Consider the following 17,182-nt stretch of genomic DNA (forward strand, 5'->3'; position numbering starts at 1 on the left):
GGACTTTATATGTTGAAAGTCGGTTTCGTGGGATGGCGCGGCATGGTTGGCTCGGTGCTGATGCAACGCATGCAAGAAGATGGTGATTTTAACGGCATAGAGCCGGTTTTCTTTACCACTTCCCAGGTTGGCCAGCCCGGCCCCGACATCGGTGTAGAGGTACCTTCGCTGAAAGATGCCTTTGATATCGAGGCGCTTAAAGCGCTGGATGTCATTGTGACGTGCCAGGGTGGTGATTACACCAAGCCTGTCTATAAAGATCTACGTAGCGCTGGCTGGAAAGGCTACTGGATTGATGCCGCTAGCACGCTACGCATGGAAGACGAAGCAACAATCGTACTGGATCCGGTTAACCGCAAGGTGATCGATGACCAGCTCGCCAAAGGTGCTAAAACCTTTGTTGGCGGTAACTGCACCGTCAGCCTCATGCTTATGGGGTTGGGTGGTTTGTTTGAAGCCGATATGGTCGAGTGGATGACGTCCATGACGTACCAGGCCGCTTCAGGCTCCGGTGCTAAGCACATGCGCGAGTTGCTCAATCAAATGGGACAGCTTCATTCAAGCGTTGGCGATGAGCTGAAGAATACCTCAAGTGCGATTCTAGATATCGACCGTAAAGTAACGGCTGCTATGCGCAGCGGCGATTTTCCGACCGATAACTTTGGCGCACCGCTAGCGGGCAGCCTGTTGCCGTGGATCGACACTAAGTTGGATAACGGCCAGAGTCGTGAGGAGTGGAAGGGCAGCGTTGAGACCAACAAGATTTTGGGCCTCGACAACAACCCGATTCCCATTGACGGCCTGTGTGTGCGTATTGGCGCGATGCGCTCCCATAGTCAGGCGTTCACGATCAAGCTTAAGCATGATGTGCCGCTAGATGAGATTGAAGACCGCATTGCTAAGCACAATGAATGGGTCAAATTGATTCCTAATGATAAAGACGCCACCATCGCTGGGCTAACGCCTGCTGCCGCTACCGGCACGCTGCAAGTGCCGGTAGGGCGCCTTCGTAAGCTACAAATGGGCGGTGAGTATCTGTCTGCGTTCAGCGTTGGCGATCAACTGCTTTGGGGCGCCGCAGAGCCGCTTAAGCGCATGCTTAAGATTTTACGCGAGCAGTAATTGACGGCGGTTGTACATCAGTCTAAACGGGAAGCTGTTCGCAGCTTCCCGTTTTTTTTCGTGGCAACAACGCTCACGAATGGGAAATAAGCCAATATTTAGTTAAGTTATGGGGAGGGAAGTAACGCCGCCAAGTTTAGCCGGTGGGAGAAATAAAGTAATACGCTAGGGAGCTTTATGAAACCAATACGCGCATGGGCTGTGTGTGTCTCACTGAGCTTGGTGAGTCCTCTCGCCATTGCCGTTGAGCTGGGGTACGCGAACGTCAGTTCTTATTTAAATGAGCCGTTGAAGGCTTCTCTATCGCTGCTTGGAAACAGTGATTACCCGTTGGAAGATATTAGCGTTAGGGTTGCCAATCAGACCGATTTCGCTGCTGCAGGGCTTGAGTGGACGCCGTCAGCCGCTAGCGTGACTGCCCAAGTTAAGGAACGACAGGGCCGCCGCCAGGTATATTTAAGTTCACAGCAGACCATGCAGGAGCCTTGGCTTGAGCTGCTGCTCACTCTGGAGTACCCAGGCGGGTCGCAGACCCGCGATGTCACGCTACTCTTTGATCCGCATGATTACGCCCAGCGCATGGCCTTAAATAATTTTCCTAACGATGACCAACAGCGCGCTTATATCAATCGTGGCGACACGCTATGGAGCGTTGCCGAGCGAACTAAGCCTGCAAAGGCTAGCGTTCAGCAGATGATGGCAGCGCTTGTTGACGCTAATCCTAATGTTTTTCCGTCAGGGAATGCTAACGAGATCCGAGCAGGCCAAACGCTGCGCGTGCCGAATGAAGAGCGCGTAATGGCACGCTCAAGTGTGGACATGCCGAATGCCCCAGCAGACTCTACCCAAGCTCTGCAGACAAGCGAGATTGATCTTTCCAGCGGTGCTGCTAATGCTGATGCTTTTTTGACAGTAGACCGGCCCGCGGCGATTGAAGAGGACATTGAGCCGCCTGAGGCCTTACTTCCCGGCGGGCTGGCCGAGCAGCTGCGCTCAAACCAGGCGGCGCTTCAACAGGTGCGTGACGAGCGCGAACTAATGCGTACCGAGTTAAGTGAGCTGCGCAGCGATATTGCCTCACTGGCGGAGGCGCTCAGCGATGCGCTCTCTAGCCAAGCGGTTGCTGCGGAGCAATCTCCTGCGCGACCCGCTGCCAGTACGAGCGAGGGGCAGAGTGCGAACACTTTCATCGCGGATTATCAGTGGCCGCTTGGGCTAACGGCCATCGTTCTACTGGTTGTGTTATTGATCTGGCGGCGTAAGCATCAAGATGAGACCTGGGACGACGCAGCGATGGCGAAGGCCGTGATAAACCCCTCTGCTTCACCCACGTTAACGCCCGGGCCGGATAAGAAGGTCGATGATGATCACAAGAGACGCCCACTGGGAGAGGGTGAAAGGGATGAAAACCCCGACCACTGGCTGGTTGATTATCATCCGCCTAACGAACAGCTTGCTACGCATCGTGCAACTGGCGCTAATCGCGCCCCTGGCTCAGTCGAGGCGTCGTGGGAAATTGAGGAGGTGGCATTCAAGCCGGTTGATAACCGGTGACGAGGGCGCTCAAGGCTTGATGTAGGGAACTGCCGTCGAAATACGGCGTCTGAAATTCGCATCTCGCTTGCAGCTAAGAGGTCTCGGATCGTAAATGCTGCGAATTGACTGTCTACATACAAAGGATAGGTGTTCATGGATCGTAGAAGTGTGCTCAAGAGCGCGTTGGCGCTAGCGGCCTGGTATGGCTTGCCTTCGGCACCTCTGTTCGCCGCGGCCAGCGCCTCTAGTCGTATCGCGGATGGCGATTCTCAAGCCTTCAGTTTCGACTGGCTTCAGGATTATGCCCGCGACCTCGCCGTCAAACCCTATCAGAGCACTGTCCAGCAGTTGCCGCCGACGCTGAGCAATCTCACGCCACAGCGCTACAACGAAATCGGCTACGATCCCAACCACTCTCTCTGGGATCAGTTGAATGGTCCGCTTGACGTACAGTTCTTCCACGTGGGGATGGCATTCGACCAGCCGGTGCGGATGTATTCGGTGGACCCTGAGACCAGCCAGGCGAGAGAGATTCACTTTCGTCCCGACCTGTTCAACTATTCGGGCGCTCACGTCGATGTCTCGCAGCTCGAAGGGCAGGGCGAACTTGGCTTTGCCGGTTTTCGGGTGTTTAAGGAGCCTTCACTGACCGAGCGCGATATCGTGTCTTTCCTCGGCGCCAGTTACTTCCGCGCGGTCGATGACACCTATCAGTACGGCATCTCCGCCCGCGGTATTGCCGTCAATACCTACACCGATGAAGCCAACGAGCAGTTTCCGGCGTTTACTCGCTTCTGGTTCGAAACACCGGAAGCCGGCGCCACGACCTTCGTGGCCCATGCGCTGCTTGACTCTCCGAGCCTAGCTGGCGCCTACCGCTTCGTCATCCATTGTGAAGATAACCGAGTGGTGATGGAGATCGACAAGCATCTCTTTCCGCGAGAATCGATTGCCCAGCTCGGGCTGTCGCCGATGACCAGCATGTTCAGCTGCGGTACCCAGCAGCGCGACATGTGCCTGACCTTCCACCCACAGATCCACGACTCCGATCGTCTCTCGATCTGGCGCGGCAACGGCGAGTGGATCTGCCGGCCCCTTAATAACCCGCCACGTTTGCAGTTCAACTCGTTCAGCGACAACAGCCCCAAGGGCTTTGGCTTGCTGCAAACTGACCACGAGTTCGACAGCTACGAAGATATCGTGGGCAACTATCACAACCGTCCTAGTCTCTGGGTTGAGCCTCTGGGCGACTGGGGGCGAGGTGAAATTCAGTTGCTTGAGATCCCCACCTCTGGTGAGACCATGGACAACATCGTGGCCTTCTGGAAGCCGGAAGCGGCGGTAGAGGCGGGGCAGGCACTGCACTACGCCTACAAGCTTCACTGGAGTGCTCTTCCGCCAGTGCAGAGCGACCTAGCGCGAGTCCGCAAGACGTTTACCGGTATCGGTGGTTTCCCCGAGGGCTGGGCGCCGGGTGAGCACTTTCCGGACGTCTGGGCTCAGCGCATCGCTATCGATTTTGTCGGTGGTGATGTTAAGCACTTCCACGACAATGAGATCGGGCTTCAGACCCACCTCGACGTGCCCGAAGGCGAGGTCAAGAATGTTCAGATTTTTTGGGTAGATGACTTCGAGGGCTTCCGTATTCAGTTCGATTGGTATCCCACCAGCGACGCTTTAGACCCACTCGACATGCGCCTGACGCTAAGCGCCGAGGGCGTAACCATCAGTGAGACCTGGGTCTATCAGTACTTCCCGCCGATGCCGGAAGACCGCCAGTTCCCGGAGAGAGTCCCAGCACGCTGAGGTTGAATTCCACCCGAGCGTCAGAACGGCAACAATAGTCCCTGCTAAAAAGCTGCGCAGGCAGGTTGAGGAAGAGTGAACAATTGAAGAGGTGGCATTCAAGCCGCGAGGCCGGGATAATAGCGAACCTTCAAAATCTTTAAAATGACGTGGCTTGATGACGCTGTCCTATCACTTCGATGAGAAAATTCCGCTTACTGGCCGTTTGGCAATGGGTATTGAATACGACGGTACCCATTACTGCGGTTTTCAGCGCCTAAAGCATGCAGCTTCCGTTCAGGCGTCGTTAGAAGTCGCGCTGAGCAAGGTGGCCAATGAGCCGATCCAGATTCACGCCAGCGGGCGCACCGACTCCGGGGTGCATGCCACGCGTCAAGTCGTGCATTTTGACCCGCCGGTCGGGCGTTCAGAAAAAGCCTGGATATTTGGTGTCAATACCCATTTGCCTCGAGATATTGCCGTGCGCTGGGTAAAACCTGTGGGGGATGACTTTCACTCGCGGCTATGCGCGCTTGGCCGTCGTTACCGCTACGTGTTGCTAAATCAAGTCAGCCGTCCGGTGCTAGAGCGGGCGAATGTGACCTGGTGCCGTGACGCGCTAGATGCAGACGCCATGCATCGTGCCGCCCAGTCGCTGGTGGGCGAACATGATTTTTCCAGCTTTCGTGCCGCTGGCTGCCAGTCTAAAACGCCCTGGCGGCATATGCATTTTGTTGATGTAAATCGCTATGGCCAGCTTGTGATGATCGATATTCAAGGCAACGCATTTTTGCATCATATGATTCGTAACATTGCCGGCGCGCTGGTTAGCGTTGGGCGTGGTGCGAAGAGCGAGGCCTATATTGGCGAACTGTTAGCGCTGCAGAATCGCCGTCAGGGCGACGTTACCGCGCCAGCCTGCGGGCTGCATTTTGTCGATTCCGTTTATGATGAGCGGTTTGACTTGCCTAAAGAACCGTTGGGGCCGCATCTTCTTTCGTTTACCGGCGAGTGGACCGGCGAGCGGGAGTTGCCGGATACGCCACGTGTTGCCTATCGCCGCAGCCGCTCGCTAAACGGTGCGGCTGGCTCTGAGCAGGAGACGTCGTTTTGAGTGCTGATCCATTAACGCGCACGCGCATCAAGTTTTGCGGTTTTACCCGTTCAGATGATATCGATAGCGCCGTCGCGGTCGGCGTAGATGCAGTAGGCTTCGTCATGTGGCCAAAAAGTAAGCGCGGTGTGAGTGTTGAGCAACTGGCCGAACTGTCTGCCCGCGTTCCTGCTTTTGTAACCCGCGTTGGGCTGTTTGTGGATCAGTCTACTGAGTTGATTGAGCAGTGTTTGCCGCATCTTGATTTGCTTCAGTTCCATGGTGACGAAACGCCTGAAGCGTGCCAGCAGTATGGGGTGGCGTGGATAAAAGCATTACGTATGCGTGATGAAATAGACTTGGCGCAACAGGCTGAACGCTACCACCAGGCACAGGCGCTGCTTTTAGATGCCTATCGTCCAGGGGCGCCGGGCGGTACTGGAGAGACCTTCGATTGGTCGAGAATCCCCGCAAATCTTGCAAAACCTGTTATCCTCGCCGGTGGGCTGACGCCAGATAATATTGCCGAGGCTGTGCGTCAAGTTATGCCCTATGCAGTTGATGTGTCAGGGGGTATTGAAGCCGCCTACGGCTGTAAGGATGCTGCCAAAATGGCTGCTTTTGTTCGCCACGTGGCGTTAGCCGACACACGCTAGCCTATGTTTATCGAGCTGCGTTTTACGTTGATCCATTTATTGTTTGCCTGTTCTGGCGATCTTGTGAGGTATCTCTGTGACCGTTTCTGCGACTGGTGTTTCTAAAGCTGTACTTGAAACGAAGTTCAGCGAGCTAACCCAAATGCCGGATGCCCGTGGTCATTTTGGCCCCTACGGCGGTCGGTTTGTGTCTGAAACCCTCAGCTTCGCGTTGGAAGAGTTGGAGAAAACGTACTTAAGCTTACGTGACGACCCCGACTTCCAAGCTGAATTTGACTATGACCTTGCTCATTACGTTGGCCGTCCTTCACCGCTTTATCATGCCAAGCGCTGGTCGGAGAGTCTGGGCGGTGCGCAAATTTGGTTGAAGCGGGAAGACCTGAATCACACCGGTGCTCACAAGGTCAATAATACGATTGGCCAGGCGCTGCTGGCTAAGAAAACTGGCAAGCCGCGTATTATCGCCGAAACGGGAGCCGGCCAGCATGGTGTTGCTTCTGCTACCGTGGCTGCTCGCTTAGGGCTTGAGTGCGATGTTTATATGGGCGCTGAAGACGTAGAGCGCCAGAAGTTGAACGTTTACCGCATGCGCCTGCTGGGTGCCCGCGTGATTCCGGTAGAGTCCGGCACCCGCACGCTTAAAGATGCTATGAACGAAGCGCTGCGCGACTGGGTAACTAACGTCGATAACACCTTCTATATCATCGGTACCGTGGCCGGCCCGCACCCTTATCCACTGCTGGTGCGTGATTTCAATTCGGTAGTAGGGCGCGAGGCGCGCCGCCAGTCCCTTGAGCAGATTGGCCGCCTACCTGATGCCTTGATTGCCTGTGTTGGCGGTGGTTCTAACGCTATGGGGCTTTTCTACCCGTTTGTGGAAGACGACGCGGTGGCTATGTATGGCGTTGAAGCCGGTGGGGATGGCGTTGAAACTGGTCGCCATGCGGCGCCCCTCACGACGAACGCGCCACGGGGCGTCCTGCACGGCAACCGTACTTATTTAATGTCCGATGAAGCAGGCCAGGTGTCCGACACCCACTCTATTTCGGCGGGCCTTGATTATCCCGGAGTAGGCCCTGAACACGCGCTATGGAAAGACGTCGGGCGCGTTAGCTACGTGGCGGCCAATGATAAAGAGGTGCTGGAAGCATTTCGCGAGCTAACGCATATGGAAGGTATTATGCCCGCCCTTGAGTCGGCACATGCGCTGGCCCATGCAAAAGTTTTGGCACCGACCATGCTTCCTGACCAGCATATTATCGTTAATCTTTCCGGTCGCGGCGACAAAGACATCATGACGGTGGCCAAGATTGATGGCATAGAGTTTTAAGAATCAGTCATTTTAAGCGCAGCTTTTTTAAGGGTAAGCATGAACCGTATTGATCAGCGTTTCAGTGAACTTAAACAGCAGGGCCGTAAGGCTCTAATCCCTTACATTACCGCCGGGGATCCAGCGCCGCAGTATACCGTGGGCTTTATGCATGCACTGGTGGATGCGGGCGCCGATATTATTGAACTTGGCGTACCATTTTCTGATCCTATGGCCGACGGCCCTGTGATTCAAAAAGCCTGTGAACGTGCATTGAAGCAAGGTACGCGGCTGGTTGATCTAATGCAGATGGTCAAAGAGTTTCGCCAAGCGGATACCACCACGCCGGTGGTGCTGATGGGCTATTTAAATCCTATCGAGCGCATTGGCTATGAGAGTTTTGCCGATCAAGCCGCTGATGTTGGCGTAGACGGCGTTCTGATTGTCGATATGCCGCCTGAAGAAGCGGATGAAATTGGGCCGTTGCTAAAGGCTCGTGATTTAGCCGCGATTTTTCTCGTTGCGCCTACCACTTCTAACGAGCGTGCCGCTACAATATGCGCCCATGGTAATGGCTACTTGTACTATGTTTCGCTGAAAGGCGTGACAGGCGCGGCCACCCTGAACGCAGACGATGTAGCTGAGCATTTGGCGCCGCTGCGGGGGATGACCGATTTGCCACTATGCGTTGGCTTTGGTATTCGTGATGGCGCGACCGCATCCGAAGTGGCTAAAGTGGCTGATGGTGTGATTGTTGGTAGCGCCTTGGTTAACCGTATTGCTGAAAGCCTGGATGCCCCGGAAACTATCGCGGGCCAGTTGAAAAGTGTATTAGCAGAAATGCGCACGGCGATGGATGCCTAAAGAAAAACGCTTTATCGCCTATACTTAATAAATTAATGACACTCATCAAGCTTGGTTTTGCCAAGCGTTGACGTAAAACGGAAGCCTTTTTGATATGAGCTGGTTAGACAAGATCGTTCCCTCAATGGGTCGTATCCAGCGTAAAGACCGTCGCGCTAGCGTGCCCGACGGCCTCTGGCGTAAATGTCCCAAGTGCGAAGCAGTTCTCTATCTCCCTGAGTTAGAGAAACACAATAGCGTTTGTCCCAAGTGCGATCACCATTTGCGCTTAACGGCACGCAAGCGCTTGGACTGGTTCTTGGATAAAGACGGGCGCGAAGAGGTTGCCGCCGATCTTGAGCCAAATGATCGGCTGAAGTTTCGCGATTCTAAAAAGTACAAGGATCGCCTGACCGCAGCGCAAAAAGACACCGGTGAGAAAGATGCCCTGGTGGCGATGCGCGGTGAGTTAGACGGCCTGCCGGTGATTGCCGTCGCGTTCGAGTTTACCTTTATGGGTGGCTCGATGGGGGCGGTAGTCGGCGAGAAGTTTGTGCGTGCTGCTACGTTAGCGCTTAACGAGAATATTCCGCTGGTATGTTTTGCGGCCTCCGGTGGTGCGCGCATGCAGGAAGCGCTCTTTTCACTGATGCAGATGGCAAAAACATCGGCGGCGCTTGAAAGGCTTAAACAGGCGGGCGTGCCGTATATCTCGGTACTGACAGACCCCGTGTTTGGTGGTGTTTCGGCGTCTCTCGCGATGCTGGGTGATTTGAATATTGCTGAACCCAATGCCCTGATTGGCTTTGCGGGGCCTCGCGTTATCGAACAGACGGTGCGCGAAACGCTGCCGGAAGGTTTCCAGCGCAGCGAGTTTTTACTCGACCACGGTACGGTAGATATGATTGTCCATCGTCATGAGATGCGCGCACGCGTGGGCAGCGTTTTGCGTAAGCTAACGCATCACGATGCAGCGCCAGTAACTTTCGATGTAGACGATGAGGCGGATGTTTCTGAGCCAATCGTTGAGGAAGCTGTTTTGGCGGACGATGCAGAAGCAACGTTGACTAAGCTCGATACGGCTAAGAGTGACGACCATTCGCGCAATGCCTGATTCTGACGCTGTGTCGCCATTGGCTTCAGAGCGACCGTCTTTAGAGCAGCTGTCTTTAAAACGGTGGTCTTTAGACCAGTGGCTTCAGCATCTGGAAACGCTGCATCCGGTCGGCATTGATATGGGCCTGAAGCGGGTGTCGCAGGTAGCTAATCGTATGGGGCTGCTTTCTCGTCCCATTGCCTCCTGCGTTATTACCGTCGCAGGCACGAATGGCAAGGGGTCAACCCTGGCCATGATCGATAGCGTAGCCCGTGCTCACGGTCAGCGGGTGGGTACTTATACCTCGCCCCACTTACTGCGCTATAACGAACGCGTCAAAATCGCCGGCCAGGAGTCCGATGATCAGCTGCTGATAGAGGGTTTTGAGCACGTTGAACGTGCGCGCTTACAAGAGCCTGAAATAAGCCTGACGTATTTTGAAGCGGGCACGCTATGTGGGTTGTGGTGTTTGGCCCGTGCAGAGCTTGATCTCGCCGTGCTGGAAGTGGGGCTGGGTGGCCGGCTTGATGCGATCAATATTATTGATGCGGATGTGGCAGTTGTGACCACAATCGCCCAGGATCATGCTAATTTTCTAGGTACAGACATAGCTCAGATTGGACGTGAAAAGGCCGGTATCTTTCGTGCCGGGCATCCTGCAGTGCTTGGTAGCTTAACATTGCCCGAAAGCGTTGCTGAATACGCGCACACGCTGGGAGCTCCCGTATTTCGATTAGGCCAACATTTTCAGCATGACGCCTTTGCCAGTGGGCTTAAAACGTGGCGCTGGCAGGGCCAGCAAGCAGATGAGACGGGCATCGTGCTGGATCGATTGCCTGATTCCGGGCTGCCGATTGATAATGCCGCCACGGCTCTGCAGGCACTTGCACTCACTGGACTCACGCTTGAACAAGGTCGCGTGCAAAAGGCGCTGAGTAGCGTCATTCTAGCAGGGCGCATGCAGTGGGTGGGTCAGTGGTGCTTGGATGTCGGGCATAACCCTCACGCTGCGGAATATATCGCTAACTACTTGCCGCTTCCGCCGGGCAATGGCCGGCAGTGGGGCCTTATTGGCATGTTGAATGATAAAGATATCGACGGTGTCATACAGGCATTGTCGGCCCGTATAACTGACTGGGTGTGTGTGACCCTAACGGGAGAGCGTGGCTGCCAAGCCCAAGCGTTGTCTCAACGAATAATTGCACAGGGAGGGCGGGTACACTTTTGCGCTGACACGCCGCAAGCAGGCGCTGATTGGTTGGCGAAGGTGTTAACGCTCAATGATCGTGTCTTGGCCACCGGGTCGTTCTTTACTGTAGCGGCTTTGTTAGCTAGGCCACTGCCAACAGGCGCAGTGTCGCTTGATGGAGACGAAAATGAAATACGGTAAAACGGAACGTATCAGCGGAATTGTGATTTTACTCGCGCTGCTGGCGATTTTTGTGCCATGGCTAATGAGTGACCCCGCGCCCAGGGAAGAACGCCCGCAGCCGAGCTTTGTGATTGAAAAGCCGACTGAAGTAGAGCGTCGCGATGTGCCTGCGCCTGAGCGACCTTCAACCGTTAACGAGCCTTCATTATCGTCAACGCCTAGCAGTGCGAATAGTGACGGCTATATACCCATTGATGTCAGTCCTCGCACGCCACAGACCGATCAAGCCCAGCGGCCTGCGGCCAGCGGCTCTGATGCGGCTACGTCCGATAACGACCCTATCGCTGATTTAATGGCTACTAATAACAGCGGCAGTAATTCCGGCAGTGGTAGTAATAGTACTAGCAATACCGCTTCACAGAGCTCATCCAGCCCATCCGCTAGCCCTCAAGGGCAGTGGGCGGTGCAAGTTGGCAGCTTTGGAGAAGCGGCAAATGCCCGGCGCTTGGGTGAGCAGCTTTCCGGCGAAGGTTTTACCGTCTATCAGCGTGAGCGGGATAACAACATGACGACCGTGTTTGTGGGGCCTTATGCGACATCGGAAGATGGTGATGCTGCCATGACATCGATTAAAGAGCGCGCTAATGTCCAAGGGCTGCTTGTGCGAGTAAGAGATTAACGATGGCATTAACATGGATTGATGCCGTTTTCCTGGCCGTGCTAGCGCTTTCGATGCTGGCCGGTTTTGTAAGAGGATTTGTTCGTGAAGCGCTAGGCTTGGCCGCTTGGGTTGTGGCCCTGATGGTGGCAAGAGTGCTGGCCGAGCCGGTTGCCGAGCTAATGAGCGGATTTATTGAAAGCTTTGACGCGCGCTTGGTTCTGGCCTTTGCGTTAGTGATCTTCGCGGTTATTTTGCTTTGCGGCATTGTTATTCGCTTGGTGCATGCTGCGGTTGAGTGGGTTGGCATGGGCTTGTTAAACCGCGTCGCGGGCGCCGCTTTTGGCGTGGCTCGCGGGGCGGTTATCCTGCTGGTCGCGACGGTACTGATCACGCTAACTCCGCTTGCAGAGTTGCAGGCCTGGCAACAGGCTGAGCTGCGCCCGACCTTTATCCAGCTGCGCGACTGGGCGGTTAGCCAATTAGATCAGTGGGACCGCGAATTGCCTGAAGCGCCAGCGTCGTTACGCGATATTTCTTTACCCGACCTACGCCCCCGCGAAGGCGTTTGAAGGTCTAAGCTCGTCGCGAGCGCTAAGTAGTTAAGTTATTCCGACAGGTGATTGACCTGTTACTGAAGTCGATTCTTCGAACGTACGGGCTTGCCTAGGTAAGTGACTTAGGTGAAGCCATGGCATTAAGCGAGGTAACGTGAATGTGCGGTATAGTGGGCCTTCTGGGCAAGCAGGCGGTAAATCAGGGAATCTACGATGCCCTGACCGTACTTCAGCATCGTGGCCAAGACGCTGCCGGCATGATGACGTGGAACGAAGGACGCTTCTTGCTGCGCAAGAGTAATGGTTTGGTACGTGATGTATTTCATACCCGCCATATGGCTCGTTTAAAAGGTAACCTGGGCATTGGACACGTACGTTACCCAACTGCTGGCTCCTCGAGTGAAGCGGAGTCTCAGCCGTTTTATGTTAACTCACCCTACGGTATCGCCCTAGCGCATAACGGTAACTTGACCAACTCAGAGCAGTTGAAGCAAGAGCTATTTTCCACGGATCTTCGCCACATTAACACCAGTTCTGATTCCGAAGTACTGCTCAACGTGTTTGCCCATGAGCTGGGTAAGCAGGGCCTGCATCTGGAAGCGGAAGACATCTTTGATGCCGTGCGTAGAGTTCATCGTCGTTGCAAAGGTGGCTACGCGGCGGTGGCAATTATTAACGGCTTTGGGATGGTGGCTTTCCGCGATCCCTTCGGGATTCGTCCGGTTGTGTTTGGCACACGTGAAGAAGAGAACGGCCAAGCGGTCATGATCGCCTCTGAATCCGTAGCGCTAGATGTAGGTGGTTTTGAACTTGAACGTGATCTATCGCCTGGTGAGGCCATTTTTGTCGATATCGAAGGCAATATTCATACTCAGGTATGTGCCGATCGCCCGCAGCTTCGCTCGTGTATCTTTGAACATGTCTATTTAGCGCGCCCAGATTCGCTGCTTGACGGTGCCTATGTCTACGGAACCCGCATGCAGATGGGGCGTAAACTGGGTGACCGTATTTTAAATGAGTGGCCGGATCACGATATCGACGTGGTGATTCCTATCCCTGACACGTCGCGAACCTCCGCGCTTGAAATGGCGCAGCACCTAGGAGTGACCTACCGCGAAGGGTTTATGAAAAACCGCTATATTGGGCGCACTTTCATTATGCCGGGGCAGGTTCAGCGTAAAAAGTCGGTTCGCCAAAAGCTCAATGCCATTGACGTTGAGTTTAACGGCAAGAATGTACTGCTTGTCGATGATTCGATCGTACGCGGCACTACCTGTAAGCAAATTATTCAAATGGCCCGCGACGCGGGAGCACGTAAGGTCTATTTTGCCTCGGCGGCACCGCCGGTACGTTTTCCTAATGTTTACGGGATTGATATGCCTGCCGCTTCTGAGCTCATTGCCCACGGGCGGACCGAAGAAGAAGTCGGTGAGCTGATTGGCGCTGATCGCATTTTCTATCAAAATCTAGACGATCTAAAAGCGGCCTGTCGCGAAGTGAATCCTGAAATGGAGGCCTTCGACTGCTCGGTGTTTGACGGTAACTACGTAACCGGTGATATTGACGACGCCTATTTGGCGGCGTTGGAAGCCAGTCGCAACGATTCCGCGAAAGACCAGAGCGCGGGTGATCATGCTCTGGTCGGCATGCACAATCAGGACGATGACCTGGACGATTAATGACCTGGACGATTAAGAGGTAAGCCCTATGCATGACGATAATCACCAGGACGAGTGGTCATTGGAGACGCTGGCGATCCGGGCAGGTCATCAGCGCACCTTTGAGCAGGAGCACTCTGAGCCTATTTTTCCAACGTCCAGCTTTGTCTACGAAAGTGCTGCGGAAGCCGCGCGTAAATTCGGTGGACAAGAGCCTGGTAACGTTTATTCGCGCTTCACCAACCCCACGGTGCATACGTTTGAACGGCGTCTAGCGGCACTTGAAGGTGGCGAGCGCTGTGTGGCGACAAGCTCCGGTATGTCAGCGATTCTATCTACCGCGCTGGCGCTACTCTCTGCCGGTGATGAAATTGTTGCTTCTCGGTCGCTGTTTGGTTCCACGGTGAGTCTGTTCGATAAATACCTAGGAAAACTAGGTATCAAGACACGCTATGTAGAGCTTTCCAATCTCTCTGCCTGGGAAGCTGCAATTACGCCAAAGACGCGGTTATTGTTTGCTGAAACGCCGTCTAATCCGCTTTCTGAGATCGCCGATATCTCGGCCCTAGCCGCGTTAGCTAAGCAGCATGATGCGCTGTTAGCGATTGATAACTGCTTTCTTACTCCGGCACTTCAGCAGCCGCTGGCGCTTGGCGCGGATTTAGTCATTCACTCAGCAACCAAGTACTTGGATGGTCAAGGCCGCGCAATTGGCGGCGCCGTGGTAGGTAGCCATACGTTGCTTGAAGAAGTGTTTGGCGTAGTGCGTACGTGCGGCCCATGCTTGAGTCCTTTCAATGCGTGGATTTTTACCAAAGGTTTAGAAACCTTGTCACTGCGTATGAAGGCACATTGTGAAAACGCCTTGATACTTGCACGCTGGTTACACGCCCACCCGGCGGTGACTAAGGTGTATTACAGCGGTTTGGAAGAACATCCACAGCATGCGTTGGCCAAGCAGCAGCAAAAAGGCTTTGGCGCAGTGCTAGGTTTTGAAGTGCAGGGTGGTCAAGAGGGCGCTTGGCAGGTTATTGATGCGACTCGAATGCTTTCTATTACGGGTAATTTAGGGGATGTTAAAACCACTATTACGCATCCAGCTACGACCACACATGGGCGTCTTTCTGATGCTCAAAAAGCCTCAGCGGGAATTACGCCGGGACTCATTCGCGTTGCGGTTGGGCTTGAGAGCCAAGCGGACATTCAGCGCGATTTAGCTCGCGGTTTAGATGCACTAATGGCCAAAACAGTCTAAAAGACCGATGACCTACCTAAGTGTTTTGAAACGACTCAACCCCACCAGAAGTGGGGTTGTTTGTTTTCCAGCGGCACTGGCATGATTTACGAAGCGCCACTGGATATCGGCTTGGATAAGAACCGACAGCGATCTCTATTACGAATTTCTAGACGTCAATTCAGTAAGGGCGATGTCTTTTCCGCCATTACCTTGATATTGAGCCGTTGATTTTGGGTGGCTAACCGCATTTTTTGCACCACCGCCATTCACGGCAGTTAAATCGCTTGGCGTCATGTTGCGCTCGGTAATTGTTTGGTGCTGAACCTGGGAAGTAGCGTGAGCGACTTCATTGAATTCATCCGAGCCTCTTTCTGCCAGTGCGGCACCAGAGAAAAGCGTTAGAGCGATGGCGGCGGCTGCGGTAAATTTGTTCATGATAGTTAACCTCATTGGCGTGCTTTAATATGTAATGGTGGCGATTTCGCCATGTTCGTTTTCGAACATGTTACCATTGTAAGCCTGCTAATAAAATATAAAAATTGATTTAAATTGCATTTATCATTCTATATTTTAGAATGAATTGAGTCATGGTTCTTACGATTAAGCTTTATGTCCACCCAGGTCAATGTGGCCACTGTGTTGCTGATAGCTATTGCTAGCGAGCTAATCAATGATTTTTACGAATGGTTTTTGCTGGTTTTTTCAGCAGATTCCACTAGCGCTAATGGGTATGCTAACTGCTGATAAATGATTAGCCTTCAGTAGGCACCAGTCGTCACAGTAGACAGTTGTCAATAAAGTGAGGAATAACCAATGTGGCGTAACACGCAGCGCGGCTGGGGTATTGTAAGTATTTTGCTTCACTGGTTAAGTGCTTTGGCCATTATTGGTTTATTTGCACTAGGCTGGTGGATGACGGGGTTGGGCTATTATGATTCTTGGTATAATCAAGGCCCATGGATACACCGCTCAATTGGTATTTTGCTCTTGTTCGCCACTTTAGGGCGCTTAGTGTGGCGTTTATTCCAGCCCACACCCCGGCTAGAAGGTCGTCGCTTAGAAGTGATTGCTGCCCACTTAGGGCATATCGGGCTATATGCGGCTGTGCTATTGGTCATGGTCAGTGGCTACTTAATTTCTACCGCCAATGGTCGCGGCGTCAGCGTCTTTGGTTGGTTTGAAGTGCCTGCGTTACTGCAAAATTTTCCCAATCAGGCAAGCCTTGCAGGCGACGTGCACTGGTATAGCGCCCTAACGCTGATGCTTTTAGCAGCGGGCCATACGCTTGCCGCGCTAAAACACCACTGGTTTGACCGTAATAAGACTCTGGTGCGTATGATGAATCCTGTTCACGCCCAGCGCAGCGCTCGCGGCGTAAACTGATTTGATACATTTTGGGCTGCTGGCACTCAGAAAAAAGCGCTGCCGGTTGCTATGTTCTCTAAATAATATACGTTTTTTGTAAACACGCGACGGCCTTGAGCCAACGCAGTGACTTTCCAATAAGTAGTGACTTTTCAATAAAGAGAGGAATTATCAATGATGTTTAAAAAGACCGCATTTGCATCTGCTATTGCCGCGCTCGCACTGGTGCCATTGAGCCAAGCGCAGGCTACTGATTACCAGCTTGATACAGAAGGTCAGCATGCGTTTGTGCAGTTTAAAATTAGCCACCTGGGTTTTTCTTATCTTTTAGGTAGTTTTGAAAAATTTGACGGTCAGTTTTCTTACGATTCTGAAGACCTTGATGCATCCTCTGCTGAAATCGAAGTTCAGGTTGATAGCTTGAACAGCAATCACGCTGAGCGTGATCGTCATATCTTGAGCGGCGACTTTCTGAACGCAAGCGAGTTTCCGACGGCTACTTTCACCTCGACAGGGTTTGAGTCAACGGGTGAAGACGAAGGCGTGCTAACGGGTGACCTAACGCTGCATGGTGAAACTCAAGAAATCGAAATGCCGGTGACGCTACTGGGTGAAGGCGATGACCCGTGGGGCAATTCTCGCGCCGGCTTTGAAGGCACCACCACGTTGTTGCTGAGCGATTACGGCATCGACATGAGCGATTTCCCTGAAGCGATGCATGAAGTTGAGCTCTATGTGACTTTCGAAGGCATTCGTCAGTAATTAAGTACTGTAGTACTTGCGCCATCGCCCCTTAAAAGGGCGGTGGCGTTTTACGTTAAGTCAATGATGTATTAACGCCTGTATGTATTAACCCTCGTATATATTAACCCCTGTAGTAAGAGTAAGGAGAGAC

16 protein-coding genes are annotated in these 17,182 nt (G+C 53.4%); 15 read left to right on the forward strand and 1 reads right to left on the reverse strand.

Annotated features, from left to right (window positions below; translation table 11 throughout):
- Positions 1-9 precede the first annotated feature (9 nt).
- From asd to ACT3RP_RS13910, 13 genes are all read left to right on the forward strand, one after another.
- Positions 10-1,122 (forward strand): aspartate-semialdehyde dehydrogenase, encoded by a 1,113-nt coding sequence (gene asd, locus ACT3RP_RS13850; protein WP_096279665.1) that lies wholly within the window; start codon positions 10-12, stop codon positions 1,120-1,122.
- A 177-nt stretch (positions 1,123-1,299) separates the two neighbouring features.
- Positions 1,300-2,676 carry a type IV pilus assembly protein FimV gene (locus ACT3RP_RS13855; RefSeq protein WP_483394006.1) on the forward strand — a complete coding sequence of 459 codons (1,377 nt, stop codon included), beginning with the start codon at positions 1,300-1,302 and terminating at the stop codon, positions 2,674-2,676.
- 135 nt (positions 2,677-2,811) lie between these two features.
- The gene (locus tag ACT3RP_RS13860) at positions 2,812-4,464 is read left to right on the forward strand and encodes a glucan biosynthesis protein D (RefSeq protein ID WP_441684307.1); all 1,653 of its coding nucleotides are present in this window, start codon (positions 2,812-2,814) and stop codon (positions 4,462-4,464) included.
- A 157-nt stretch (positions 4,465-4,621) separates the two neighbouring features.
- Positions 4,622-5,557, forward strand: a complete 936-nt coding sequence (truA, locus tag ACT3RP_RS13865; protein WP_483394007.1) for a tRNA pseudouridine(38-40) synthase TruA — start codon at positions 4,622-4,624, stop codon at positions 5,555-5,557.
- Complete coding sequence (locus ACT3RP_RS13870; RefSeq protein ID WP_441684306.1) at positions 5,554-6,192, forward strand: phosphoribosylanthranilate isomerase; 639 nt, start codon at positions 5,554-5,556, stop codon at positions 6,190-6,192. Before truA ends, ACT3RP_RS13870 begins: the two co-directional genes overlap by 4 nt.
- Positions 6,193-6,268: 76 nt before the next feature.
- Positions 6,269-7,522 carry a tryptophan synthase subunit beta gene (gene trpB / locus ACT3RP_RS13875; RefSeq protein WP_483394008.1) on the forward strand — a complete coding sequence of 418 codons (1,254 nt, stop codon included), beginning with the start codon at positions 6,269-6,271 and terminating at the stop codon, positions 7,520-7,522.
- A 39-nt stretch (positions 7,523-7,561) separates the two neighbouring features.
- On the forward strand, positions 7,562-8,365 hold the full coding sequence (gene trpA / locus ACT3RP_RS13880) for a tryptophan synthase subunit alpha (RefSeq protein WP_096279675.1): 804 nt from the start codon (positions 7,562-7,564) through the stop codon (positions 8,363-8,365).
- Between the two features lie 94 nt (positions 8,366-8,459).
- Positions 8,460-9,458, forward strand: coding sequence for an acetyl-CoA carboxylase, carboxyltransferase subunit beta (gene accD / locus ACT3RP_RS13885; RefSeq protein WP_096279677.1), 999 nt, complete (start codon positions 8,460-8,462; stop codon positions 9,456-9,458).
- The gene (folC, locus tag ACT3RP_RS13890; RefSeq protein WP_483394009.1) at positions 9,451-10,830 is read left to right on the forward strand and encodes a bifunctional tetrahydrofolate synthase/dihydrofolate synthase; all 1,380 of its coding nucleotides are present in this window, start codon (positions 9,451-9,453) and stop codon (positions 10,828-10,830) included. The genes accD and folC overlap by 8 nt, the downstream gene beginning before the upstream one ends.
- On the forward strand, positions 10,817-11,491 hold the full coding sequence (locus ACT3RP_RS13895; protein WP_444672456.1) for an SPOR domain-containing protein: 675 nt from the start codon (positions 10,817-10,819) through the stop codon (positions 11,489-11,491). Before folC ends, ACT3RP_RS13895 begins: the two co-directional genes overlap by 14 nt.
- Before the next feature lie 2 nt (positions 11,492-11,493).
- Positions 11,494-12,042, forward strand: a complete 549-nt coding sequence (locus ACT3RP_RS13900) for a CvpA family protein (RefSeq protein WP_096279683.1) — start codon at positions 11,494-11,496, stop codon at positions 12,040-12,042.
- A 143-nt stretch (positions 12,043-12,185) separates the two neighbouring features.
- Positions 12,186-13,706 (forward strand): amidophosphoribosyltransferase, encoded by a 1,521-nt coding sequence (gene purF / locus ACT3RP_RS13905; RefSeq protein ID WP_096279685.1) that lies wholly within the window; start codon positions 12,186-12,188, stop codon positions 13,704-13,706.
- 28 nt (positions 13,707-13,734) lie between these two features.
- A complete protein-coding gene (locus ACT3RP_RS13910) occupies positions 13,735-14,940 on the forward strand; it encodes an O-succinylhomoserine sulfhydrylase (RefSeq protein WP_096279687.1) in 1,206 nt (401 codons plus the stop codon).
- Positions 14,941-15,078: 138 nt separating this feature from the next.
- Here ACT3RP_RS13910 and ACT3RP_RS13915 read toward each other — a convergent pair whose 3' ends face one another.
- The gene (locus ACT3RP_RS13915) at positions 15,079-15,357 is read right to left on the reverse strand and encodes a hypothetical protein (RefSeq protein WP_096279689.1); all 279 of its coding nucleotides are present in this window, start codon (positions 15,355-15,357) and stop codon (positions 15,079-15,081) included.
- 378 nt (positions 15,358-15,735) lie between these two features.
- Here ACT3RP_RS13915 and ACT3RP_RS13920 point away from each other — a divergent pair, with 378 nt between their 5' ends.
- Together ACT3RP_RS13920 and ACT3RP_RS13925 are read left to right on the forward strand one after the other, a co-directional pair.
- The gene (locus ACT3RP_RS13920) at positions 15,736-16,305 is read left to right on the forward strand and encodes a cytochrome b (protein ID WP_096279691.1); all 570 of its coding nucleotides are present in this window, start codon (positions 15,736-15,738) and stop codon (positions 16,303-16,305) included.
- Positions 16,306-16,464: 159 nt separating this feature from the next.
- Positions 16,465-17,049: a YceI family protein gene (locus ACT3RP_RS13925; protein WP_483394036.1), complete on the forward strand. Its 585-nt coding sequence runs from the start codon at positions 16,465-16,467 to the stop codon at positions 17,047-17,049.
- Positions 17,050-17,182 lie beyond the last annotated feature (133 nt).

This window comes from Halomonas sp. AOP5-B2-8, assembly GCF_052376475.1.
GTDB classification, from domain to species: Bacteria; Pseudomonadota; Gammaproteobacteria; order Pseudomonadales; family Halomonadaceae; genus Vreelandella; species Vreelandella casei.